The sequence below is a fragment of the Gorillibacterium massiliense genome (genome assembly GCF_000455485.1).
Taxonomy (GTDB): domain Bacteria; phylum Bacillota; class Bacilli; order Paenibacillales; family NBRC-103111; genus Gorillibacterium; species Gorillibacterium massiliense.
In genome coordinates this window covers 14,873-39,324 of the sequence record NZ_CBQR020000167.1, presented here as the reverse complement: position 1 = coordinate 39,324, position 24,452 = coordinate 14,873, and the positions used below count along the sequence as shown (strand labels likewise).

Genomic DNA, 24,452 nt, shown 5'->3' with positions numbered 1-24,452 from the left:
CTGATATCTTAAACAAGAGGCCGGTATATTTGACATGCCTCATTTGCAATTCTATCATGAAATCAGGGCGAATCCCTAAAGGGACCTTTAAAATTTTGGAAGGGCTGGAAAGCCGGGAAGGGAGATTACCATGTACGACATCATCATTATCGGAGCGGGGCCAGCGGGCTCAAGCGCGGGATTGTTTACGGCAAAAGCAGGCAAGAAGACATTGATCATCGACAACGATCAAAGCATCACGAAACGTGCATGGATTGAGAACCATTACGGCGCTGCTGATATTTCCGGACCGGACTTGCTCGAAATCGGCAAAAACCAGGCGAAGAAATTCGGAGCCGAATATGTGTCGGACAAAGCCGTAAGCTTGGTCGCTAGTGAAAGCAGCGTCACGGTGGAGACGGAAAACGGCAAATACGAAGGCGGCCAGCTGATTCTGGCAACAGGCCTCGTGCTGCAATTGGCAGAGAGCGCCGGCATCGAAACGAAACCGGGCACCGAACCCCGGGTGAAGTCGGTCGTTAGCACCGACGCAGCTGGCAAAACGTCCCTTCCCCACGTATGGGCTGCGGGCGCTTGCGCCGGAGTAAGCCTGCACACGATCATCACCGCCGGCGACGGCGCACGGGTAGCCATCAACGTGATCAGCGAGCTGAACGGCGAGCGTTATGTAGACCACGATGTACTGAAAGCGTAGTGCCGTAGTTTATTCGAAGATTACATATTAAGCCAAATGAGCCTGTACGCAGACCGAAAAGTGCTGCGGTTGCAGGCTTTTTGTTTTCTTTAGAATGACAGGTAACTTTTCCCAATTGTCAGCGTTTAACTATTTGGAGAAAAGGAGATGAAATGATGATAAGAATAAAATGGACCGCAATCACGGTCGCTTTCGCATTGTGCATGAGCTTGCTCAGTCCTGCGGGACACAGTCAGGCCGCCAGCGGAAGCGTCAAGGTTACGCTGCCGGGCTACCCGGTGACCTTGAATGGCCATACGGTGGAAAATCAATACCGGGAGTATCCGCTGCTGGTCTATCGCGATGTCACATACATTCCGCTGACGTGGTATGATACCCGGCTGTTTGGCTTGGAAACCACTTGGTCGGCGAAAGAGGGCATGACCATAAAACAAGGTCCCGTGACTTCCTCTTATGCGCCGTATATGACCGAGCACCGCAATGCGGCCAGCTTAACGGCGAAAATATCCTCATCGGCGTACACGATCAACGGTAAGAAGATCGACAATACCAAAGAAAATTATCCGATTTTGAACTTCCGAGATGTCCCCTATATCCCACTGACTTGGCGCTTTGCCCATGACGAATTCGGATGGGATTATAAATGGAACGGCACCAACGGCCTCAGCATTACGTCTCATAATCCGCAAGTGCAAACTGTCGGTCTTCCCTCCAGTGCCGGGAAAAACGGTGTCGCCCTTTTCAAAGGATACTATTATTATGCAGAGACGAAAGGTACGACGAACCATGTATATCGGGCACCTGCGAAGCAACCGTCGGCTAAGACAGAGATCTATTCGTATACTTTCGTCAAAGATGAGTGGCAGCCGGATAAGGTAACCTTTCAAATCCGCGATGACACCCTCTGGCTTACCTATCATCGTGGTGAGGGTATTATGGGCTCCGACGCATTCGTGAAAATCAGCGACGACGGCAAAGCGAAACTGATGTTCAACGGATATTTGGATTTCAAGGATACCCCCTACGGCATGTTGATCCTCCATTTCAACGATTGGGCATTCGAAGGCGACAACTTATTATTGACACCATCGGAACAAGATAACACCAAGGCTATGAAAGTCGGCAACATTCATCTCATGTACGGCGTCACAACCGACGGAAAAACGTGGACGTTAGGCAGCGACGACGCATTCGATGTCGTTGGAGACGATATATATATACTGGCTTCACGAGACGAATCCGAAGCCAATCGGATATACAAAATCAACTTGAAAACAAATGAGACAGAGAAAATAGTCAACTCGGCTGTCGCCTGGTTCCGCATTCTCGACAACAAGCTCTATTACGTCAAGTCCGCCGATAAGCTGCTGTACTCATCGGCTCTTGACGGTACGGGGGAATCGAAACAGTCCGAACATACCGTAGCCTGGTTTGATGGCATCGGCGGCAGCATCTTTTACACCACCAAGAAAAATTCAACGGAATTCGATCTGTACCGGGCCGATCCCAGCGGGGAAGATCCGCTCGTATGGGCAAAGCCAGTCGCAGAAGTGCAAGTGCTGCACGGTCAACTGGTCTGCCGGTTTGGCAGTAAAGAAGATTACGGCGTCATCCGGTTTGATGCTTCGGGAAACCCGCAGTTGAAAGTGACCGATACGATCTCGCGCGTATTTCCATCTGACGAAGGGCTTTTGCTCCAAGCCTCCAAGGATTCCTCGATCAAGTTCGTTCCATGACGAAAATCGTCTTATATGAAAAGGGCTGCCGAATGGCAGCCCTATTTTTCATCCAAATGTTTCGTACAGCCGATAAGGGAACTGGTCCAGACGCCCTTTTGATGCTCAAGAACGCAGATGGACGTGTTGCCGATAAACACCAGCTCCTCGGGATTTAGCAAAGTTTCCAACGTCGCGACGATCCACGCCCCGTGACTGACCAGCAGGATGCGTTTGTCCGGATAGCGCTCCGTCAGTTCATCCAAGAGAGCCATGCTGCGGGCGACAATGGACTCCCGGGACTCTTCTTCATGGTCAAGCTCCCGCCAGCCTTCCCCCCAGCGCTCGATCCGTTCTTCCACCGTCGTGCCGTCGAGCCGGCCGTGAGTTTTCTCCCGCAGCCGGACGTCTACCCGAACTTCGATGCCGAGGGCTTCCGCGATCAGCTCCGCCGTTGCCTTCGCCCGGACCAAATCACTGGTATAAATCATGTCCCACTTTTCTTCAGAAAGCCGCACCGCCAGCTTGCGCGCTTGGGCGAAGCCTTCCTCGTTTAAGGGCACATCCGTGATTCCCTGCGCCCGCTTTTCCCGGTTCCAGTCTGTTTCCCCGTGCCGGATTATACCGAATGTCGTCATATCCTTCCAAACCTCCGAAGTTCAATCCTCATCTCTATCTTCTGTTGTCTAGTCCTTCAGATTTACTTTTCCCGTTCATCCAAACAGCCCTTCGCCTGTCTGCATCCCCACGTATGCGAGAGCAATCCCCAGCAGGAGGCTTCCACACAAATAAAGCATCGACAGATAGCCTTGTTTGTTCAATGCAAAGGACATAGTTTCGTGCATGAAGGTAGAAAAGGTCGTATAAGCTCCCATAAAACCGGTCCCCGCTAACAGGAGAACGGATGAAGGAGAGTGGGCGCCATAGAGCAGCCCCAACAAAAAAGCACCGGTCAAGTTCACGAACAAAGTACCCCACGGGATTTTCGAGACCCGGCGCTTAACAGCAAACTGCGAGACATAATACCGGCTGACCGACCCTACAAAACCGCCGGCCGCAACAAGAACGACATGGAAAAAGGAACTCATGAGCGCAGCTCCCCCTGCCGCATTTCAACCGTTGCGAACATTTTCTGTGCAACTCCCCGGCCGATACTAACCAGCAGCAGTCCTCCTGCCACACTAACGATAACATAAAGCGCAGCCAGCATCACATGCTGGTCCTGGATCAGATGTACAGTTTCCACACTCAAAGTAGAGAAAGTGGTGAATGCGCCGATCACCCCGGTGCCGAATCCGTTTTTGATCCACAGCCGGTTCGGCCATTTCAGCCGCCAGGCCTCCAAAAGCCATCCCAGTACAAGACATCCGAGCAAGTTCGTAATCAGCGTAGCAATAGGAAAAGGGTCAGGCGCACCGAAAGCCAAACCGAGGCCGTAACGAGCCAAGGCGCCGAGGATGCCCCCGATGCCGACAATAAATCCGTTCATAACGTCCATCCCGATCTCGATGCCCCGTCAGCCGGGGCGGTGTGAATTTCTTACATTCTACACCATTCGACTACTAGGCGCTATAACCAAAACACACCGATTAAGTGAAAAGACTACGGAGCAGCATGACGGCGACAGCCCAAATGATAACCGCCGAACACTTGTTGAGTACAGTCATAATCCTCACAGAGGAATCGAGCCTACCCACCATCCGACCAATCAAAGCAAGAAACGTAAACCAAGACCAGGATACCGCGATGCAGGATAACGTAAAGGCAAGCCGTTCATACCCGCTGTATGCGATGGAGCTTGTCCCGATGACACCGATGGTATCCATGATAGCGTGGGGATTCATCAAGGACACAGATGCGGCGAAGGTGATTTGCTTTTTCAGCGAATAAGCCATCTGTTCCTCAAAGGCCCTCGGTTTGCTGCTCCAGGTCGCCCACCCCATATAGAGCAAAAAGACGACCCCGACGGCCAACAATATGGTTTTAAACCAGACATTGGCCAGTATGAGCACGGAAACGCCCGATACCGCAAGCACAATAAGCAGCGTATCGCAAAATGCAGCCGTCACTACAGCGGGAACCGCCCTGCGTAAGGTTCCATGGCTCGCGCCTTGCTGAAAAATAAAGATATTTTGCACCCCAAGGGGCATAATCAACCCAAATGCCAACAACACCGCATGTAGAATAACAAGAATCACCCAAAGCCCTCCATCTCTCCCTTACAATCTCCGTTTATTTTAGCGGCGGGATCGAGCTCTGTCTCCAACCAAATGGATGGTTTTCGAACCAACCAAATAACGAGTATAATGGATGAAGACTTTTTCGAGCGGAGGACTTATGAAAACCATCGATTGGACCCCGGACCGAGCATCTCCGATCCCCTTGCACAAGCAAATCGAAGAGTATATCCGCGCAAAAATCCTTCACGGCGAGTGGACAGTCGGAACGGTTATCCCTTCCCAACGCACCTTGGCCGAAACCTTCGGAGTAAACCGGAGCACCGTCGTAGAAGCGCTGAACGAGCTTTCTTCACTGGGACTCCTTGAAGGAAAAACCGGCGGCGGCACGCGCATCGTCAATACCACTTGGAGCCTCATGGCCTCATCGCCGCCAACTGACTGGCAATCGTACGTCAGCGCCGGGATCTCTCAACCCAATATGCCCACCATTCAGGAGATCAACCTGGCTGAGTTCGTACCCGGCATCATTCGCCTCGGCACCGGAGAGCTAGCACCGGAGCTGCTGCCGGATGATGACATTCTCCAGCTTTTTCAAAGTAGGACGGAGCGGAAGCTTGCCCTCGGTTACGAGGAGCCAAAAGGGAATTTGTTTCTACGGCAGCAGATCGCAGGGAGGCTCAAAAGCATCGGCATCCAAGCGGCGGCTTCCTCCATTCTGATCGTTTCCGGAGCGCTGCAAGCTCTGCAGCTCATCTCCATCGGGCTGCTGGGAAAAGAGTCGACCATCCTAGCGGAAAATCCGTCCTACTTGCACTCCGTCCCCGTCTTCCAATCGGCCGGCATGAAGCTGCAGAGCCTTCCTATGGATGATGACGGTCTGGAAACCTGGCTGGTACCCACCTATCAAAAACAATACAAAGCATCGCTCATCTACACCATCCCGACCTTCCACAATCCCACCGGCCTCGTCATGCCTGAGCAGCGGAGGCAACAGTTAATCCGCCTATGCAACGAGGAACGCCTTCCTATCATCGAGGATGACGTCTACCGCGAGCTATGGCTGGATTCTCCACCGCCCCTGCCGCTCAAGAGCTTCGACCAAAACGGTAACGTACTCTATATCGGCAGCTTGTCCAAATCCGTAAGTCCCGGACTGCGCATCGGCTGGCTGGTCGGACCGGAGCCGGTCATTGAGCGGCTGGCGGATGTGAAAATGCAAACCGATTACGGCTCAAGCGCTCTCTCCCAATGGGCTGCTGGGGAATGGCTAGCTGGTGGTCGACACGACATGCATTTAGCTCGTTTGCGAGAAAATCTGCGCAACCGCAGGGACCACGCCCTCGAAATCCTGGAGCGAAACTTCCGCGATATCGCTCGCTGGCGCAAGCCTTCCGGCGGTTTCTACATCTGGCTTCGCCTAGAGAAGCCCGTGTCGATGAGGTCACTTTTTGAACAAGCAAAAAAGGCCGGTATTCTGCTGAATCCAGGGCCGCTTTATGACCGCTCTGCTGCCGACTACCTGCGGATTTCTTACTCTTACGCTTCGCTACAAGAGTTAGAAAAGGGATTAACAATCTTGTCCGGCATCATCCGCGAGCACCTAACCGCAAGCAGCCAAGGATAAACGTCCTACTGTGCCAAACTAAAAAAGCAGCGGGAACCATTCCCGCTGCTTCTCAAGTTTGCTCATGCCCCGACCATCAATCGCATCTAGATCGCCCGCGCAATTTCGTTAGCCTCAGCCACGGCATTCAGCGCTCTACGGGCACGGACTGCGTCCCCGATAACATGGCAAGGAATATGATGCTCTTTGCAATACGTATCAATACTCTCAAAATTCCGCGATCTAGCCCCAATGGCAACCACAACCGAATCGCACAGACACTCCTGAAGCTGACCATTGCTTTCGATTACAACAGCGTGCTCTTTAATTTCTACACATTTGGCATTCGTTAAGGTTTTTACTTTGGAAGCATAAAGCTGTTCCATGACGCATATTGAACGCAGTTGGCCTAAATCCTTGGCTACTTTATCAAGCATTTCTACCACGGTTATTTCGGAAGCCTGACCATGTAAATATTCGGCTACCTCCAAGCCCACCAATCCGCCTCCTATAATGACCACCTTGCCGGAAACTGTCTTTTTGCCAGATAGGACATCATGGGAGTTGGTTACCATGGGCAATTGGCTGCCGGGAACCTTCAATTCCATCGGGGCGGAGCCAACGGCAATAACCACTTCGTCAGGCTGGAGCTCCGCAATAAGCGATGCGGTAACAGGTGTTCCAAGCTTCACCTCTATGCCTTCTCTGATAGCCTGCTTCCCCATAGCCAAAGCCGCTTCCTTCATTTCTTCTTTTCTCGGCGCTTCGCCGGCAAGAGCGAACTGCCCGCCCAACGATTCGGAAGCCTCGCAAACAATCGGTTGATGACCTCTGCGCTTCAGGACCATGGCCGCTTCAAGACCTGCTATCCCGCCGCCTGCAATCAGAACCTTCTTCGGATGATCGGTAGGCGCAAGCTTATATTCAGCTTCTCTGCCCAATGCCGGGTTCCTCAAACAAGTGATAAATGGCATTTCGGTTGAAACAAACCCATCATAACAGCCTTGATTGCATCCGACACAACGGACAATGTTCTCCGCTTTTCCAGCTTGCGCCTTCTTGCAGAATTCAGGATCGGCAAGCTGAGCACGGCCAATCACGACCATGTCCGCTTTGCTGCTTGCCAGAATCTCCTCCGCCTGAGCGGGATCATTAATCCGTCCCACCGCCACGGTAGTCAAGCCGGTCTCCTTCCTGATCCTAGCCGCATTGTCAACGTTGAAGCCTCTGGGCAGATCGATGGGCGGAACCTCGTAAATAATGGCCGAAGAGGAAAAGTTCCCCCTGGACACATCCACTACGTCTACTCCCGCATCCTTGGCCATCTTGCAAAATTGGATAACCTCTTCAATAGTCAGGCCGCCTTCCAAATAATCGTCATGCGCGTCAACACGCATAAACAAAGGCATCTCTGCAGGTATATTTTGACGGATAGCCTCAATGCATTCAATGAGGAACTTTGCCCGATTATTCAAATCTCCGCCGTACTCATCCGTTCTCCGGTTAAAGAAGGGGCTGAGAAAGGAATGCGGCGTATAATTGTGGCCAGCGTGAAATTCGATGGTGTCAAAACCTGCTTCAACTGCTCTTTTGGCAGCCTCACCAAAAGCTTTGACCGCTTCTTGAATGGTCTCTATCGTAGCTCCAGGGATGGTGTACTCTGTTCCCGGCACCGGTACGGGACTTGGAATAATGATCATTTGCTCAGGGTCGCTTCCAACTGCCATGCCTCCAAGCCAAAGCTGAACTCCTGCCTTTCCTCCTGCTTCGTGAATCGCGTCCGTAAGTTTCTTCAAACCGGGAATATACTTATCCTCTGAAATCGCAAGAAATTTCTTCGGAGAAGCAAGCTTGTAAACGGAGCATACTTCGGTAAAGTTAACACCGCAGCCCCCCTCCGCTCTGGCTACATGATAATCAATCACTTGCTGCGTGACGAACCGGTCCTCGGTTGCCATCTTTGTTCCCATTGCCGGAAACATAACCCTGTTCTTCAATTCCAGTCCTCTGATTTTAATTGGACTAAAAAGAGTATCGAACGCCATATCCATTCCCTCCTCGGAATTCCGTACAAATCTTTTACCATGTGACATATTTCACAATCAAGTTTATGAACTTACCTATTTTTGTTTCGCAATTCAAATATATCGGAGTCCATGTTTCCAATCAATATGTTTCAAACAAAATGTTTGAATTTTTTCGCAAAAAAATAGACTATGCCGGAATAGCCTATTGAGCACCGCATCAGCGGCATTTAGGTTGATTTCAGAGCCCTTATCAGCAGCTTGAGATACGCCATTCTTTCTTCTCTTTCGATGAAATGAGTCGACCCAAAGTCTCCAATGCCTTCATACTCTGTGAGATAATTGACGGAAGACATGAATATTAAACACCTGTAATTGATGCTTGCTTCATCGCCCGGAATCAGTTTACGCAACAGATCGCTCAACCGGTTCCCTACATCCACAGATATATCGATAATTTTTCTGGAGGTCTCATCCAAATCGGCTAACTTTTTCGAATTCCTATAAATCACCGAGTTGCCGGGAAACCTTAACGAATATTCCATAATTTCATTAGCAGCCAACAACAGCTTTTCTTCATCGTCATATTCTTCGCTGTTCAGTATGGCTGAAACGGTCATGGTGTTCTCGAAGTAAAACTCCTTCACCAGCCTCAACATCTCTTCCTTTGAACGAAAATAATAATTAATGGCACTGATATTTACATTAGCTTCCTTGGCTATGGCCCGAATGGATATATCGCAGGTCTTGTTAATTCCCATCAAATACAAAGCCCGGTCCAAAATCCGTTCCTCAATGTTCTTAAGCTCTCTCATTGGCCACCTCTTAAAATTGGTTAATCCTTAGCCTATTATAATCACAATCGCTAATCAAACGGAACAAATGATTTTCTTGCATTGAAGGATCAAAATCATGCTCCGTACACATGCAATAGACCAAGTGCATCTTAACGCTGTCAATGAGTAGCTCCAAGATGACCAAAAAACCGCGGGAATCTTTCCCGCGGCTTTTTTTCCCTTATCATTACCCTACATACTTCTCCAGCGTCCGGCGAACGGCTCCGGGACCGGCAAGCATTTCGTGGAACATGCCTTCGATTTTCTCGCCCAAACCGATGGCATAGAGATCAATGCCAAAGATATACTCTTGGGACAAGATTTCCTTCACATTGGATGTCGCATCTCCCAGTTTCACGTCGGCGAGAGCAGGTTGGAGCGTTTCCAGCAGCGGGTCGGGGCTGATGGCGAAGGGTTTGCCTTCATCATCGATGCCCAGCAAATAGCGGCACCAAGCGGCAATAGCCAAAGGAATGGCCGTAAGAGTCGCCGGGTCCAGATCGTCCCGCTTTTGATAGGACTTCAGCGTTTCCCCGAAACGGATGCCGACTTTTTGCGACGTGTCCGTGGCGATGCGCTGCGGCGTATCCGGGATGTACGGATTGGCGAACCGTTCCGTGATGACTTCATCCAGGAACTGCTTCGGGCTGATGATTTTCGGATCAACGACAACAGGCAACCCTTCCTTATAGCCGATGGTTTCCACCAGCTTGCGCAAAGTGGCATCCTTCATCTCGTCGGCGATAAGTGTATACCCGAGCAGGCAGCCGGTCACCGCCAGCGCCGTATGCAGCGGATTGAGGCAGGTGGTTACCTTCATCGTTTCGATTTTGTTGACCGTTTCCCGATCCGTGAAAATGACCCCGGCCTGCTCCAACGCAGGTCTGCCATTGGTGAACTTATCCTCAACGACGAGGTACTCGCATACCTCCGCATTGACGAAAGGTGCCGTGTAGGTGTTTTTCGACGTGATGATGACGTCCATGTCTGTGATGCCTTGCGCCAACAGTGCAGCCTTTACGTCCTCAGACGGCCGCGGCGTGATCTTGTCGATCATCGTCAGCGGGAAGGTGATCTTGCTTTCATCCTCCAGGTAAGCGATGAAGCCGGCGTCGACAAAGCCTTTTTTCTGCCATTCCTTCGCAATGGTCAGAACAGAGGCCTTCAGCTTGTCGCCGTTGTGCGAGCAATTGTCCATGCTGACCAGGGTCAGCGGATACCCGCCTTTTGCATAGCGGCGATAGGTGAGGGCCGTAATGGTGCTCATCACGTGGATCGTGTTGTCCGGTCCGTTCTCGATATCCTTCTCCACGATGCCGAGAAGCTGCCCAGTCGGTGCTGTGATGGCATAGCCTTTTTCCGTGATGGTGAAGCTGACCATTTGCAGCGTCGGGTTCTCGAACACTTCCAATAGACGCGCATAATCTGCTTGCCGGGATTTATCGGTATTGATGCCTTCAACGATGCTGCTGACGACTTTTTTATTAAAATCACCGTTTGCGTTCATGATGACCAGCAAGGTCAAGTTGTCGAAGGGTTTATATACGTTGTCGATCATTTCAAAATCGAAGGACTCAGCGGCGATGATGCCGGTGTCCGCCAGTCCCGCGTCCAGCAGCTTTTGCTGGCAGTTGGCGACAAAGCCGCGGAAGATGTTCCCCGCGCCGAAGTGAATCCATTCCGGCTTCGCCTTCGTGTTGGCGGCGACCCGGTCAAAATCGAACTCCGGCAGGGCCACTCCCGCCTCCGTCCATGCAGCCTTGTCGGCGATACTGCTTCTCGCTAATCGCAGCATGATCAGTTCGCCCCCTTGGCGGCTGCCTTCTTGGCTTCGTTCTCCAGACTGTCCCAAACGCCCAACAGGTACATGATACCCAGTGCCCGGTCATAGAGACCGTAACCTGGACGGCAGTTCTTTTCCTCGCCCCAGAGATGGCGGCCGTGGTCAGGACGGACGTAACCGGTAAATCCGTTCTCAAAGTACGCCTTCACTACTTCCGGCACGTCGACGCTGCCGTCGCGGCCGCGGTGGGACACTTCGATGAAGTCGCCGTTTTCGAATACTTTGACGTTACGGATATGAGCAAAATGAATGCGGTCATGGAACTCGCGGATCATCGCAGGCAGATCGTTTTCCGGATTGGCGCCCAAGGAGCCGGTGCAGAAGGTGAGTCCGTTGTACGGGCTGTCCACCAGCTTGAGGAAGCGGCGGATATGGTCGGCGCTGCGGATGATGCGGGGCAGCCCGAAGATCGGCCACGGCGGATCGTCCGGGTGGATGGCCATTTTGACATCGCACTCTTCGCAGACAGGGATAATCCGTTCCAGAAAGTACTTCAGGTTATCGAAGAGCTTTTCTTCGTCGACATTTTCATATGCTTTGAACAGCTCATCCAGGCGGGCCAGACGTTCCGGTTCCCAGCCAGGCATAGAGAAACCTTTGGCTCCGTTGAGAATTTTGGCGACCATTTCCTTCGGATCGGAAGCAATGGCGGATTTCTCATAGAAAAGAGCGTTGGAGCCATCGGGCAGCTCATGATACAGGTCCGTGCGCGTCCAGTCGAAAATCGGCATGAAATTATAACAGATGACTTTGACGCCAACCTTGGAGAGCTTGCGGATGGTGTCGATGTAAATATCAATGTATTTATCCCGGGTAGGCAGACCGATTTTGATGTCGTCGTGAACGTTAACGCTTTCAACGACGGCGGTGCTGAAGCCCTTGCTCGTAATCTGGTCGGCCACCTCTTGAATGCGTTCCATTTCCCACACTTCGCCTGCCGTCTTCTCGTGAAGCGACCAGACGATACCCATGACGCCGGGAATTTGACGGATATGGTCGAGGGTGATGTTATCATTGCCTTCGCCATACCATCTCCAGGTCATATTCATGCGCCGATTCCTCCTTTTGATCGTGATGCTACAAGCGACTCCCGATTGTATACAAAAAGATTCGCGCAGTCGCGGCCATTTTCGCATCCAAACGGATGAATGAGTAATCTTGTATACATGTTTGATCTCAGAATACGGCAAGAAAAAAGCGTTGTCAATCGCAATTTCCCCTACTGTTCTTGTTGCTTTTTTCACATAGTTTGGTAAGCTTGTAGACAAAGAATAGTTACGGGTTCGAATTTCATGTATACTAGTGTACGAGCGGAATTCCCCCGGTCCCAAGAACCGAATAATGAAGATGAAGGCTGGATCCCTATGAACGCGAAGCAATCGATATTGGAACAACTGAAAACGGAGATTCTCTCCCTCCAGTGCAAGCCGGGAACGATAATCAGCGAAACCAGCCTGGCGGAGCGGTTCCAGCTGTCCCGCACCCCCATCCGGGATATTTTGAAGCAGCTGTCCCTCGAAAACTATATCGACATCTACCCGAAGAAGGGCAATATCGTCTCCTATATCGATCTGGAATCCGTGGAGCAGATCATTTACTTGCGAAGCGCTCTGGAGAAGAATATTTTGAAGGATTTGTCTGGAAAGCTGTCCTTGAGGGGACTGCACGAATTGAAGGCCATCCTAGCAAGCCAAAAAGAATGCATCGACCAGAACGCAGGCCTGGAAGATTTTCTCCACCTCGATGACGCCTTCCATAAAACGCTGTTCGACTTGGCTGGGCGGCTATTTTTGTGGGAGATCATCCAGCAGTTCAACGTGCATTACGTCCGCTACCGCAAGCTGCATATGATGAAAAAGGACAAATTCACGGAAATTCTTGGCGAGCACGAGCGTATCGTCGCTTGTCTAGCGCAAGATCAGTTGGAACAAATCGAAGATTTGCTACACCACCATCTGCGCGCGGACATCAACTCGATGTATTTTTCGGAAAATTATTCGGAATATATCAAAAGATAAAGAAAAGCGGGACGAATGCCCGCTTTTTTTGCTGCGCGTTAAATGTTGCTAGCCAACTTATTCTTCCCCGGTCTTTTCGACCAGCCATTCGCACCATCGCTCAACCCCGTATAGCAAAGCGAATATTGTGACCAACGCGGCTGCCATGAAAAAATTCATTATCACGGGTCAGCTCCTCTCCATTAGGTCCGGAATCGGACGCCGTTGTTGAAACTGGATCTATCATACTTCCAGTCTTCCAGCGTGTAAAACAACTGGCCCCCTCGAATTATGGATAAAACCGTCTTGCGGACAATCCGGTAGCGCTTACTTTCGATTGAATCTCCATCATTCTCCCTTATGCTCTTGTTTTCTTACATTTTCATCTGACATGTCTTTATCCAGCATCGGAGTGTTCCCGCAGCAACAACCGATTTTCAAAAGCGGGAGAACCCGGCAGATAAAAGGCTTATTCGTTGATAGATAACCGGTTTTCCCTGCCGATTTTCATTTTTTTGGCTCCATATGGCACGAGCGGCCCCTGCGGTTGCAATTCCTTTTTTTACAAAAAGGAAGCTCGCAGCGTATTCTATCTGCTAGGAGGCGACACATATGGAGAACTGCAATCTATCGAGAGTCGAATTGTTTGCTTTTACCGCACAACCTGCCACACAAGGGCCTGACCGGAAAACGTGCAGGCCGATTCTGTTGCGGCTTTCCTGCGGCGATAGAGCCGGATATGGCGAATGCCTCCTCCCCGATACCGGCAAGCCAATAGACTTGATCAGGTGGGGAGCATTTCTGAAGGGATTCCGAAATGCCACGCTGGAAGAAGCGCATTTATTAACCATCCTCCACGCGGATGGGTGGACACCGGATCAGGTGCGCATGGCGCGGGCTGCACTGGCAGAGTTGGCCCAATCTGTAAGTTTACAAGAGAGAGTCCCAGTCGGCGTGGGAAGCAGAGGGATTCAAAAGCGGAGCGTTTCCTCGACCCTCATATGCAATCATTCGAAAATACAGCAGGTCGGCGACGATCGCTTCCTCGACGAGCTGTTTGAACAGTCGATTTCCTATTACTCGATATTCTGAACCGTTCTGCCCTTTCCTCATAGCCGTGAAAGGCTCATGTGGCGAATCACAATCGCGCCGGGGACAGAAAACCGCCCCGCTGTCCAAGGGCAAATGCTCTTGGACCGACGGGGCGGCATCGTTTCACGTTCTTATTTCTTTTGGGAAGCCAGGTATGCGTCGACTTGACGCTGGGTTTCAGCGATGATCTTGTCGATTCCGTTTTTCTTTTGCTTCTCAATATAGTCGGCTACCGCTTTCTCGGGATCCTTAACATTACCGAATTCGATCGGCTTGCTGTTTTCATCGGAAGCTTGGTCGCGTTTAGCCAATTCATTCTTCATGTTGTCTTCGGAGATAAACAATCCGTCGATCGGGGAATTTACGTTGATCGGCTGGCTAGCGAACTCCGCTTCATGCACCCAGAAATCCTTCGGATAGGTCATCGTCGGACGCATGTATTGCGGCTTCCAGAACGCCCATTGGCCGCCCCATTCCATGTAGTTGCTAGTCGTGGTGGTCATACCGTCAGGATAAATGGCAGTATCTCCATCCAGTTTATACGTCTTGCCTTCGATGCCGTATTGCACCAAGTCGTACAGCGTTTGATCGGTTTCGATCATGTCGAGGAAACGCAGCACAAGATCCGGGTGAGACGAGTTTGCGTTGATGGCAACAACGTTAGCAAGAGCCGTGCGGTTGATTTGCTTTTTGTCGGGGTAGATCAGGGACGAATTCAGCTTGAAGCTAGGATCGGAGAAACCAGGATCGGCACTGATCCATTCATGGGACGTCAGAGTGAACATGGTTTTGCCGTTTCTCCATTCCGACGCGCCGTCGGTCTTGTCGATCATGGCATCGCGGTTGATCAGTTTTTCGTCGTACCATTGTTTCGCCTTGATTGCGGTATCCTTATAGAACGGTTGCTGTTCCACCGCTTGAATCGTGATTTTCGGATCATTCAGATAAAAACCTAGACCATGGAAGTTCATGTCAACCCATTCATCGCGGATCATGTAAATCGGCAGGGGGCCGCCGCGGTTGATTTTCTCGTTAGGATAAGCGTCTCTCAACTGACGCAGCAGGTTATCCACGTCATCAATGGTCTTGACGGAATCCTTGGGAATGTTCAGATTCGCTTTATCCACCAAATCCGCCCGCCATGTGGCAAACTGGCGCTGGTTCATCTTCATCGTCCAGGGCAGGCCGACGATTTTGCCGTCAACCGTAGCGGCGCCCAATGTGCCTTGATCTTGATATTTCTTGTAAAGGTTCGGGGCATACTGCGGCAGCAGGTCATTCAAGGCCATGTAGGAACCTTTTGCAGCCATTTGTTTGTAGGACAGCCAATCGCCGTCAAAGTTCATGTCCCATTTGTCGCCGGAGGCGGCCATGACCAGCATTTTGTCCTTGAAATCGTTAAACGGAATGAAGCTGAGATCAAACTTGACGTTGAGGCCTTTCTTTTTCACGTAATCGCTGATTTGCGACCATACTTCATCCGTTGCCGATTTTTTGTCGCCGCCAAAATAGAACTTGAGAGTCACTTCTTCTTGCGGCTTATCCGATTTGGTTGGAGCGGTAGTTCCCGCTGCGGGTGCCGTGCTCGCTTTATCCGTCGAGCTGCTGTCGCTTTTCTTGCTGCAAGCTCCGAGCACCAGGCTGAATACCAGCGTCATGGCCAGGAGTAAGACTGCTGTCCGCTTTTTGTACATTGAAACCTCTCCCCTGATATGAAATTTATACTATACAGCCAGAGCTGATATAGTCATCCTTTGACGGCTCCCACCATGAGCCCTTTGACGAAGTAGCGCTGAACGAAGGGATACAGGAACACGATGGGTCCGATGGTAATGACCGTGAGCGCCATCTTGATGGATTCGGACGGGATTGCCGCCGATATCCGCTGCATAGCCGCCGCGTTGCTGGAGCTTTTCAAGAATTCCACGTTGGAGACCAATGTCCGCAGCAGCAGTTGCAAGGGCTGAAGCTCTTGCTTATCCACGAACATGAGGCCGAGGAACCAGTCATTCCAATAGCCGAGAGCGACGAACAGGCCAACGGTGGCGAGGACGGGCACGGAAAGCGGGGCGATCAGCCGGAAAAAGATGCGGTATTCGCTGGCTCCGTCCATTTTTGCAGATTCGTACAAGTCCTCTGGAATGGACTGCATGAAATTGCGGATGAGGAACATGTTGAAGGCGTTGGCCAGGGGCGGCAAAATCATCGCCCATAAGGTGTCCTTCAGGTGCAGATAACGCACGCAGATGATATACCACGGAACAAGGCCGCCGCTGAACAACATCGTAATGATGACGTAGATGGAAAGCACATTGCGGTATTTGAATGACCGCCGTCCCATGACGTAACCGCCCATCCCGTTCAAAATGATCGAAAGAACGGTGCCGATGACTGTCACGGTGATGCTGATCCCATAGGCGTCGACGATTCGGTTGGAGCCAAGGATCAAGATTTTATACGAACTTAAAGTGATATGCCGGGGAATCAGGGCATAGCCGTAGTTGACGATGTCCTTTTCGGTGCTGAGCGATCCGGAAATCACCATAAGAAAAGGAAACAGGCAGGCCAGGCTGAACAATAGGATGACACCGCCGATGACGGCCTGACTCCAGGAAAACCGTTTGGATAACATGGGGATTGCCTCCTTGCCTAAGGGTTGATGTTAGAATATGGCCGAGTCTTTATCGATTTTGCGGGCGGCGTAATTGCTGGACAGGACCAGTACAAAGGCGACCACCGACTGCACGAAGCCGGCTGCGGAGGCCATGCCGATATCCCCCGATTTGCGCAAGCTCCGATATACCAAGGTGTCGATGACGTCCGTTGTCGGGAAGAGCAGGTATGCATCGCCGATCATCGCGTAAAACATTCCGAAGTCCGCGTTCATGATGCGCCCAATGGCGAGTAGGGTCAGAATAATTATGGTTGGCCGCAGCATGGGAAGACTGATGTAGCGGATCTGCTGCCAGCGGGTTGCTCCGTCTATGGCTGCCGCTTCGTAATACGAACTGTCGATGGAGGTGAGCGCCGCCAAGTAGACGATGGTTCCGTAACCGGTCAGCTTCCACCGAAGGGCGATGGTCAGGATCATCGGCCACAGCCCCGCCCGGCTGTAAAAATCGACATGTCCGATGCCGATCATCTCCAGAAAGCGGTTTACCGCGCCTGTCTCATAGTTCAGCAGGTTATAAGTGAACACGCCGACGACGATCCAGGAGATGAAATAAGGCAGGAAGGTTATGCTCTGGGTGATGCGCTTGAAATATTTGTTTCTGAGCTCGTTCAGCATGAGGGCGAAACCCACTTCAAAGATGAGCCCGACGGTGATGAACAGGATATTAAGCAAGATCGTATTGCGGATGGCGCGGAAAGCGACATCGGAGGTGAGTAGATAGTTGAAATTGGTGAGCAGCGGATGAGCCCAATCGCTTCCGAATATCCCTTTGTTAAATTCGAAATTCTTAAAGGGGATGATCAGACCCGAGAGTGGCATGTAGCAGAACAGAAAGAGCAGTACCGCCACGGGCATAAACATGACAAGCAGTTGGCGGTTGCGGATGAGGTCGCGGATCAGTCCGTTTCGTTTCATTTGGCATTCCCTTTCGCATTTGTGATACTTTCATGATAAGCCGCGGGGGGAAGCCATTCCATGAGTCAATCCTGTCTTTTGCAGGGGGGTTTTGGCTTGATGAAAGCGCTATGCACAGAAGCTTCCAGCGCGGTCGGCAAAAAGAAAACGAAGCCCCGGTTGGAGGCTCCGCCTGGCTATCGAGATAGTCTCGACCACTAATGAGTTCATTTTGCTTAGGCTATTATTCGTGCGGATCTTTACGGAGAAATGCTGGATTTCATGCAGGATTTTCTATGATGCGAGTGGGTTTTCGGTGAATATCTTGGATTTTGTGCAAGATTCTCCTTCTCAAAGGCGGCCACAAGCACGAAATCATGCCAATAATCCAACATTCCTTTGCTTAAAGAGTGGATGGCGATCAAATGATACATAAAATGCAACATTTTCTCTTGAGTGCATAACGGCGGTAGTCTCGCATTCCCTCTGTCTCTCCCCCATTAAAAAGCAAGGGCTACTCGACAAACGAACGGAGCCTCCATTTGGAGACTCCGCCATTTGATCCTTTGAAGATTTGCCTTCAATTAAGCTTGAAATCCGCTCACGAGAAGAGCCTCGATGCAGATCTCTCCCAGCTCGCTTACAACTTGAATCCGGTTGTTTGTCCCCGGCTGCAATTCCACGGTTATGCCTGTCAAACCCGGAGCCGTTCCATCCGATCCCACTGCCGGAGCATTCAACAGCGACCAGTCGGCGCCATTGACATACAGATGCAGCTTCGCCAATGACTCTTCCGTGCGATACTGGAACTGCACGTAGGCACGGCCTCCATCGCCGCCGTCCACTTTCTCAAACAAGCAGCCTGAACCGGCTTCCGGCAGGCAGACTGCTGCTTCTTCCTCAGCACGAGCTGCCCCTCCGCTGCATGCAGCGGACGCAGCCTGATAAACGGTTGCGGGCTGGAGGCGTTGCTCCCCGCTTCCTTCTAACCTGTGAACGCCTTCCTTCGTCTGCTCTACCATGCGAATACGTCCGTCCTCCGCAAAATACAGCTCGTCGATGCAGACACTGCGCAGGTTCCCGTGATCAGAAACCGCCTGGTTGTGGTAAAACAGGTACCAATGCCCCTTATACTCCACAACAGAACCATGAGTTGTCGAGCAGCCCGTCGGCTCCAGGAAAATGCCCTGGTACTGCCAAGGACCGAGCGGATTGTCGCTGGTGGCGTAACGCATACAGTTGTTATCATGCAAATTATCTGAATACATAAGGTAATAGACGCCGTTCCGTTTGAACACCCAGGTCGCCTCATGGAAATCCTCCAAACCCAGCATTTCCACGGCCCCGGTTTTCATCGACATCATATCGTCGTTCAATTCGCCGCCCGCGCACTTTCCACCTCCGCCGTAATAGAGATAAGGACGGTTGTCGTCATCCACGAACACGCAGGGATCGATCATGGCAAAACCGCCCAAGCCCTGGATATACCCTTGATCGACGAATTTTCCGGCCGGTTCGGAGCAAGTGGCGACGCCGATTTTCCACGTACTGTTCCAGTCCGATCCGCTCGGGTGCGGAAAATAGAAATAGTACGTGCCGTTCCGGTAGGCGCAGTCCGGTGCCCACATGAAGCCGCCTTCCGGCCTTCCCCATTCGACGTCGTCGGAACGGAGAATCTCCCCTTCGTCCGTCCAGTTCACCATGTCGTCGGATGAAAACACATGATAGCGGTCCATCAGATCGCAGCCCAGAGGCGGGTCCATGTCATGGGATGCGTAAATGTAGATTTTGCCGTCTTCCCAAACATGGGCGGACGGATCGGCTGTAAAGATCGAGGTGATAATCGGATTGCCAGCTCTTTCCTTGGAACGGTTTGCATAATCGGATGGATGATTCATAGCGGTTCCCCCTTCTCTACGTTCAGAATCGGGTGGCGGATGGTAATCCGCGTCCCTTTTCCCTCTTCCGTTTCAATATGAAGCTTATAATCATTGCCGAAATAGATTTTCAGCCGTTCATTTACGTTGCGCAGCCCTACCCCTGAGCGACCACGGCCCTGCCGGTCTCCGGTTTCTTCGTTCAACTCTTGCAGCACCGCCTCCGGAATCCCTTTGCCGTTGTCGGAAATGACGATCACCAGATCCCGGTCTTCGATGTAGCCGGACAGCACCACCTTGCCTTTTTCAAAATTGCCCCGGATGCTATGCTGAATCGCATTTTCCACGAGAGGTTGGAGCAATAGCCGCATGAACGGCAAATCCAGCATCTCATCATCAAAAAAGTAAAGGAGTCGCAAAGGCATGCCGATCCGGGCTTGCTCAATTTGCACATATGCCTTCACCTGCTCGATTTCCCTGCGGACGGTGGTGATGTCCTTGCCTTGGTTCAGACTGAGCCGAAGCAGGTTGCCGAGAGCGGAAACCATCTCTCCGATGTCGTTGCGTCCATGATTTTCCGCCTTCCAGCGGATGGACTCCAATGTGTTGTACAGAAAATGGGGATTGATCTGATGGCTTAATACCTGGAACTCCAGCTCCTTCTTGTTCCGCTCCGCCCGGGTCGATTTCTCGATCAAGTCCTCGATTTTGCGGACGATGTTATGAAAACCGCGGTACAACCAGCCAATTTCGTCCCGTCGTTCCTGATAAGGAATGGTCAGCTCGAAGTCACCCTCCTCCAGCTTGCGCATCAACCGGACGAGCCGGAAAACGGGCTGGGTGAAGTTTTTGGTCAAATAAATGACCACGCCGACGGAACAAACCATATAGATAGCCAGGAAAAAAAACAGCAGCTTATTCATCTCAGTCACGGGCTTGATCATGGCGCTCATGGGTGTCAGGCTGATGATCGTCCACGGAACGCTGTCCATGCGGACAAAGGCAGTCAGTTCTTTTTCTCCGTTGATGGTCAGCGTTTCCGCCCCTTCGCTCTGGACTTTGCGCATCTCCAAAAGGCGATTGGATGAAAGCGGCTGCCCCGTCCACTCGTTGCGAAAGGAATCGAACAGAATGCGACCTTCTTCGTCGACGATGAGAAACTTCTGCCCGTCCAACCGTTTAGTAGGCGAGAAAAACCGGACAAAGTGGCTGTCCGCCAAATCGGTCACCACCATTCCCCGCGGAATGCGGTCATGGAGGCTTGTAAAGGTCTTGACGTAGACCAGAAGCGGACTTCTGCCCGGACCTTTGTTCAGTTCCAAATTCCAAGTGGGGACGACACTGTTTACGCCTTTTTGAAACCAATCCGCCTGCCTGATCGAAGCCGATTCTCCCAAAGTTCGCATATAGGTGGGATATTTACTTGGGTCAAGAGGATAGACCTGCAGCTGCATGGCGTCGATCTGCTTCTTTTTTTGATAAACGATGCTGAGCATATCCACGGCAAAGGCTTCTTCATCCTGTGCGCTCGCCGGCGGCTGCTCCAAGAGCCCTTGCAGCTTTTCATCGCCGATCAGACTGTTGATCTGGTCGTTCAGTTGGCCCAAATACGATTCCATGTTGATTTTGGCCTGCTCCAGATAACTCATGGAAAAGGTCGTATTCGCCTGTTGAATGCCTTTCGCCGATTGAGTATAGGCATAGGCCGAGAAGAGGATGAACGGAACGATGGTGATGGCAAAAAAAATCAGGATCATCTTGTTGCGGAAAGAAGAAGCCAGCTTCACGAAGGCTTTAATCATCCAGGATTCCCCGCTGTCTGCGGAATTCTTTGGGCGTTACGCCCATTTGCTTTTTGAATAGCTTGGTAAAATGCACCGGGTCCTTGTAGCCAACCTGATAAGAGATCTGATAGATTTTGTATTTAACATCGCCTAGCATCCCTTTTGCCTTACAAATGCGGGTATCCGTCAACACTTCCAAAAAGGTTTTTCCCTTTTCCTTCTTGAACAGCTTGCTGAGCCACACCGGCGTCACGTGAACCTCATCCGCCACAAGCTGCAGCGAAAGATTTTCCGCGTAACGGGAACGGATGATTTTCTCCGCTTCCTGTACGATCTGGTTCGTGGAGGAAGGCATCTGCCGAAAATTGGCAGCCATTGCAAGGAGCCATATCTCCGCCTGTTCCTTCAGGGATTCCAAATGATCATATTGCTCGAGCTTTTCCCAAATGGCGATAGGATCCCGCTCCCAGGTGCGGTCCGACCAGCCGGCTGCGGCTGCGGCGCGGAAAACGTCCATCAGCCATTTGAATATCAGCTGCTGAATGTCCTTTAGATAGCATTGCTCCCAGCTTTTGACCATGTCCTCAAAACCGTTCATCGCCTCGGATATTTCTTCATCTGATCCGTACTTCAAGAGGTCCAGCACTGCATGAGGCTCCCGGATGGACAGCTCCCCATGTTCCTTCTCCCCCGCATCCATCGCTTCGGTAAAAAGCCGGTTACCGCCGTAAAGAATCTTCTGCTCCAGCCACTCCCCGCATTCCAGGTACGACTGCCGCAGATGATTCACCTCCCGAGGGGTGGAGCTCAGTCCGATGCAGGCTTTGATTTTCACGAATTGATTGATCCGCGCAAGGCATATCTCACCCACCGTTACCGCCTGATCGATCACTTGATGTTCCGGACAGCTGAACACCGCCACCCAACGGTCGCTAGAATCCCTGAACAGCACAGTAGGCGTCAGCATCTCCTCCGCCAGCGTTTGACTGACCACATTGCCGATCCCGAAGAGGATCAGCTCCTTTTCATCGGGAAAACCGTTTCCTCCGGCAACCGCTTTTAAATCATCCACTTCGACGATCATCATGATCGCCGGGTTCACTTCCATCCACTCCAGCTTCAAAGACCGAAGCCGGTGGGAGATGCGCGACTCCCGGTACGGATCGTAGTCGTTCTCGATCATCTCTCGCAGCAGCTCTTCCCGCAGCTTCGGTACGGCAAATTGGACCTGGCTGAGCATATGCGCTTTATTTTTCCTGTCCAGGTTTTCTTTTTCGATCATATCGATGGCTTTGCGGATAATCCGGCCCAGCTCCTCGGTGTTGATCGGCTTCAAAATGTAATCGATGGCGCCAAGCTGAATCGCCTGCTTCACTAGGCTGAAATCGTCATAGCCGCTGATGAGAACAGCCTTCCAACTGTAATCTCCCTCCGAAGCAAGTTCTTCGAGAAACTCCAGCCCGGTCATCCGGTTCATTTTTATATCCGTTAAAATGAGATCGGGCCGGTTCTCCAGCGCAATCTGCAGAGCTTCGTCTCCATCCGCAGCGACAAGCACCTCACTAATGCCGTACTCATCCCAACGAATCCGTTTACGGAGTCCTTCTCTGATCTCATATTCATCGTCCACGATGAGTGCCTTCAGCATGAAGCAAGCCTCCAAATCCTTTAGTCATGAACATTCTTGTTCAAAAAACGATCCACTTGGCGTTGAACCTCTGCGAGAATATGTGGCAGACCGTTTGCTATTTGCATTTTGCGGTAAGCGTCGACGGATTCATCCACCTGCGAAACCACGCCGTACTCAATGGGTTTTCCGTACTTCTCATACCCTTGATCGCGCTTTTCCACTTCGCTGCGAATGGCGCTGTCGCTCAGAAGCAGACCGGCAAGCGGAGAGTCGACATTGACCGGGAGCTCCGCAAACTTTTTTTCCTCCTGCCAAAACCCTACCGGATAGGTAGCAGTCGGCCGCATGAACTGGGGCTTCCAGAAGGCCCACTGCCCGCCCCAATCCATGTAATTGCTGGTGGAAAAATTCATGTTGGACGGATACACCGCCTCTTCTCCGCGAAGCTCATATGTCTCGCCCTCGATCCCGTAGATCACCAAATCAAACAACTTTTGGTCCGTCTCCAGCATGTCGAGAAAACGCAAAACCTGAACAGCATGATCCGAATTCCGGTTGATCGCCACAAGATTGGCCGTCGCGATGCGGTTGATCTGCTTTTTATCCGGGTACAAAAGGGACATCTGCTGGCGGAAGGTCGGGTCGACGAATCCCGGGTCAGCTACGTACGCCCATTCGTGGGAGGTGATGGTAAACAGCATCCTCCCGTTCCGCCATAACTCCGCCCCATCTTCGGTGTCGATCATGGCGTCGCGGTTTAAAATTTTATCGTCGAACCAGCGTTTGCTCATCACAGCCGCTTCGCGGTAAAAGGGTTGCTGCTCCATCGCCTGAATCTTCACTTCCGGGTCGTTCAGATAAAATCCCAGCCCGTGGAAGCCCAAATCCACCCATTCGTCCCGCACTTCGTAAAACGGAAGGGCTGAAATGCGCGACAGCTTGCTATCGGGGTAGGCCTTCTTCATCTGGTGGAGCAGCACATCCACGTCTTCAACGGTTTTGACTTCACCCGGCTCTCGAGTGATTCCCGCCTTCTCCGCCAGATCGACTCGCCAGCCGGCAAAGGGACGCTGATTCATTTTGATCGTCCAGGGAAGAGCGACTATCTGGCCGTCGATCTTCACACAGGACAAGCTATCAAGGCTTTTGTATTTTTCGTACAAGTTCGGCGCATAAACCGGCAAAAGATCATCAAGTGCCATATAGGAACCACGGGAAGCCATCTGTTGGAAAGAGGAATCCGTGTCGAAATTAAGATCCCATTTATCTCCGGAAGCCGCCATAACCAAGAGCTTTTCCGGCATCTCTGGCCAGGGGATGAAATGGACGGCGAATTTTACGTTGAGACCTTTCGCTTTCACATAATCGCTGACGGCCGCCCACACCTCATCCGTCGCCGCTTTTTTATCGCCGCCGAAATAGAACTGCAGCGTTACTTCCCGTTCTTCGGTACCGGTGCCGTTTCCTTTCCATGACGTTTGGGAAGGAGCGTCGATTGACGTTCCTGCGGGGCTTTCCCGGCAACCCGCGAGCATAAAGAAGACGATGCAAAGCAATGCAATCCTTAATGTTCGTAATCGGCCAGCAGGCATGCTTTTCTATCCCTTCA

At 51.5% G+C, this 24,452-nt stretch carries 21 protein-coding genes; 6 read left to right on the top strand and 15 right to left on the bottom strand.

The genetic code is table 11. The features are described from left to right. Positions 1 to 130 precede the first annotated feature (130 nt). Both TJ79_RS23830 and TJ79_RS23825 read left to right on the top strand, forming a co-directional pair. Positions 131 to 694, top strand: a complete 564-nt coding sequence (locus TJ79_RS23830) for an NAD(P)/FAD-dependent oxidoreductase (protein ID WP_040952843.1) — start codon at positions 131 to 133, stop codon at positions 692 to 694. A gap of 155 nt (positions 695 to 849) precedes the next feature. Next, positions 850 to 2,430, top strand: a complete 1,581-nt coding sequence (locus TJ79_RS23825; RefSeq protein WP_040952842.1) for a DUF5050 domain-containing protein — start codon at positions 850 to 852, stop codon at positions 2,428 to 2,430. Positions 2,431 to 2,471: 41 nt separating this feature from the next. On the opposite strand, the gene TJ79_RS23820 is transcribed toward TJ79_RS23825, so the two are convergent. The 4 genes from TJ79_RS23820 to TJ79_RS23805 all read right to left on the bottom strand — a co-directional run bounded on the left by TJ79_RS23820 (position 2,472) and on the right by TJ79_RS23805 (position 4,607). Further along, positions 2,472 to 3,047, bottom strand: a complete 576-nt coding sequence (locus TJ79_RS23820; protein ID WP_040952841.1) for a histidine phosphatase family protein — start codon at positions 3,045 to 3,047, stop codon at positions 2,472 to 2,474. Positions 3,048 to 3,122: 75 nt separating this feature from the next. Continuing rightward, the gene (locus tag TJ79_RS23815; protein ID WP_040952840.1) at positions 3,123 to 3,497 is read right to left on the bottom strand and encodes a fluoride efflux transporter FluC; all 375 of its coding nucleotides are present in this window, start codon (positions 3,495 to 3,497) and stop codon (positions 3,123 to 3,125) included. Next, positions 3,494 to 3,898: a fluoride efflux transporter CrcB gene (gene crcB, locus TJ79_RS23810; protein ID WP_040952839.1), complete on the bottom strand. Its 405-nt coding sequence runs from the start codon at positions 3,896 to 3,898 to the stop codon at positions 3,494 to 3,496. The genes TJ79_RS23815 and crcB overlap by 4 nt, the downstream gene beginning before the upstream one ends. Positions 3,899 to 3,998: 100 nt before the next feature. Then, positions 3,999 to 4,607, bottom strand: a complete 609-nt coding sequence (locus TJ79_RS23805; RefSeq protein WP_337588964.1) for a LysE/ArgO family amino acid transporter — start codon at positions 4,605 to 4,607, stop codon at positions 3,999 to 4,001. A gap of 139 nt (positions 4,608 to 4,746) precedes the next feature. Between TJ79_RS23805 and TJ79_RS23800 the strand changes: the two genes are divergently transcribed. Next, complete coding sequence (locus TJ79_RS23800) at positions 4,747 to 6,213, top strand: aminotransferase-like domain-containing protein (protein ID WP_040952838.1); 1,467 nt, start codon at positions 4,747 to 4,749, stop codon at positions 6,211 to 6,213. Between the two features lie 86 nt (positions 6,214 to 6,299). Here TJ79_RS23800 and baiCD read toward each other — a convergent pair whose 3' ends face one another. The 4 genes from baiCD to uxuA form a co-directional block, all read right to left on the bottom strand. Further along, positions 6,300 to 8,237: a bile acid Fe-S flavoenzyme BaiCD gene (gene baiCD / locus TJ79_RS23795; RefSeq protein WP_040952837.1), complete on the bottom strand. Its 1,938-nt coding sequence runs from the start codon at positions 8,235 to 8,237 to the stop codon at positions 6,300 to 6,302. Between the two features lie 209 nt (positions 8,238 to 8,446). Beyond that, positions 8,447 to 9,031, bottom strand: coding sequence for a TetR/AcrR family transcriptional regulator (locus TJ79_RS23790; RefSeq protein WP_040952836.1), 585 nt, complete (start codon positions 9,029 to 9,031; stop codon positions 8,447 to 8,449). A 208-nt stretch (positions 9,032 to 9,239) separates the two neighbouring features. After that, a complete protein-coding gene (locus TJ79_RS23785; RefSeq protein ID WP_040952835.1) occupies positions 9,240 to 10,847 on the bottom strand; it encodes a mannitol dehydrogenase family protein in 1,608 nt (535 codons plus the stop codon). Positions 10,848 to 10,849: 2 nt separating this feature from the next. Further along, entirely contained in the window at positions 10,850 to 11,944 is a 1,095-nt protein-coding gene (uxuA, locus tag TJ79_RS23780; protein ID WP_040952834.1) for a mannonate dehydratase, read from the bottom strand. A 243-nt stretch (positions 11,945 to 12,187) separates the two neighbouring features. Here uxuA and TJ79_RS23775 point away from each other — a divergent pair, with 243 nt between their 5' ends. Continuing rightward, a complete protein-coding gene (locus tag TJ79_RS23775) occupies positions 12,188 to 12,913 on the top strand; it encodes a GntR family transcriptional regulator (protein ID WP_238323127.1) in 726 nt (241 codons plus the stop codon). Between the two features lie 591 nt (positions 12,914 to 13,504). Next, the gene (locus TJ79_RS23770) at positions 13,505 to 13,984 is read left to right on the top strand and encodes a hypothetical protein (protein ID WP_040952832.1); all 480 of its coding nucleotides are present in this window, start codon (positions 13,505 to 13,507) and stop codon (positions 13,982 to 13,984) included. 131 nt (positions 13,985 to 14,115) lie between these two features. Here the strand turns inward: TJ79_RS23770 and TJ79_RS23765 are convergent, their stop codons facing one another. The 3 genes from TJ79_RS23765 to TJ79_RS23755 are packed head-to-tail and all read right to left on the bottom strand — an operon-like array spanning position 14,116 to position 17,573. Then, positions 14,116 to 15,678 carry an extracellular solute-binding protein gene (locus TJ79_RS23765; protein ID WP_040952831.1) on the bottom strand — a complete coding sequence of 521 codons (1,563 nt, stop codon included), beginning with the start codon at positions 15,676 to 15,678 and terminating at the stop codon, positions 14,116 to 14,118. 53 nt (positions 15,679 to 15,731) lie between these two features. Then, positions 15,732 to 16,616, bottom strand: a complete 885-nt coding sequence (locus TJ79_RS23760; RefSeq protein WP_040952830.1) for a carbohydrate ABC transporter permease — start codon at positions 16,614 to 16,616, stop codon at positions 15,732 to 15,734. Between the two features lie 30 nt (positions 16,617 to 16,646). Continuing rightward, complete coding sequence (locus TJ79_RS23755; RefSeq protein WP_040952829.1) at positions 16,647 to 17,573, bottom strand: ABC transporter permease; 927 nt, start codon at positions 17,571 to 17,573, stop codon at positions 16,647 to 16,649. 60 nt (positions 17,574 to 17,633) lie between these two features. Between TJ79_RS23755 and TJ79_RS27435 the strand changes: the two genes are divergently transcribed. Beyond that, positions 17,634 to 17,774 carry a hypothetical protein gene (locus TJ79_RS27435; RefSeq protein WP_155988016.1) on the top strand — a complete coding sequence of 47 codons (141 nt, stop codon included), beginning with the start codon at positions 17,634 to 17,636 and terminating at the stop codon, positions 17,772 to 17,774. A gap of 362 nt (positions 17,775 to 18,136) precedes the next feature. On the opposite strand, the gene TJ79_RS26365 is transcribed toward TJ79_RS27435, so the two are convergent. Genes TJ79_RS26365 through TJ79_RS23730 form a run of 4 tightly spaced genes read right to left on the bottom strand, consistent with a single transcriptional unit; the run spans position 18,137 to position 24,378 of the window. Beyond that, complete coding sequence (locus TJ79_RS26365; protein WP_052339932.1) at positions 18,137 to 19,450, bottom strand: family 43 glycosylhydrolase; 1,314 nt, start codon at positions 19,448 to 19,450, stop codon at positions 18,137 to 18,139. Next, a complete protein-coding gene (locus tag TJ79_RS23740) occupies positions 19,447 to 21,231 on the bottom strand; it encodes a sensor histidine kinase (RefSeq protein ID WP_040952827.1) in 1,785 nt (594 codons plus the stop codon). The genes TJ79_RS26365 and TJ79_RS23740 overlap by 4 nt, the downstream gene beginning before the upstream one ends. Next, positions 21,224 to 22,861, bottom strand: coding sequence for a response regulator transcription factor (locus tag TJ79_RS23735; protein ID WP_040952826.1), 1,638 nt, complete (start codon positions 22,859 to 22,861; stop codon positions 21,224 to 21,226). Before TJ79_RS23735 ends, TJ79_RS23740 begins: the two co-directional genes overlap by 8 nt. A 20-nt stretch (positions 22,862 to 22,881) precedes the next feature. Continuing rightward, a complete protein-coding gene (locus TJ79_RS23730) occupies positions 22,882 to 24,378 on the bottom strand; it encodes an extracellular solute-binding protein (RefSeq protein WP_238323126.1) in 1,497 nt (498 codons plus the stop codon). Positions 24,379 to 24,452: the final 74 nt, after the last annotated feature.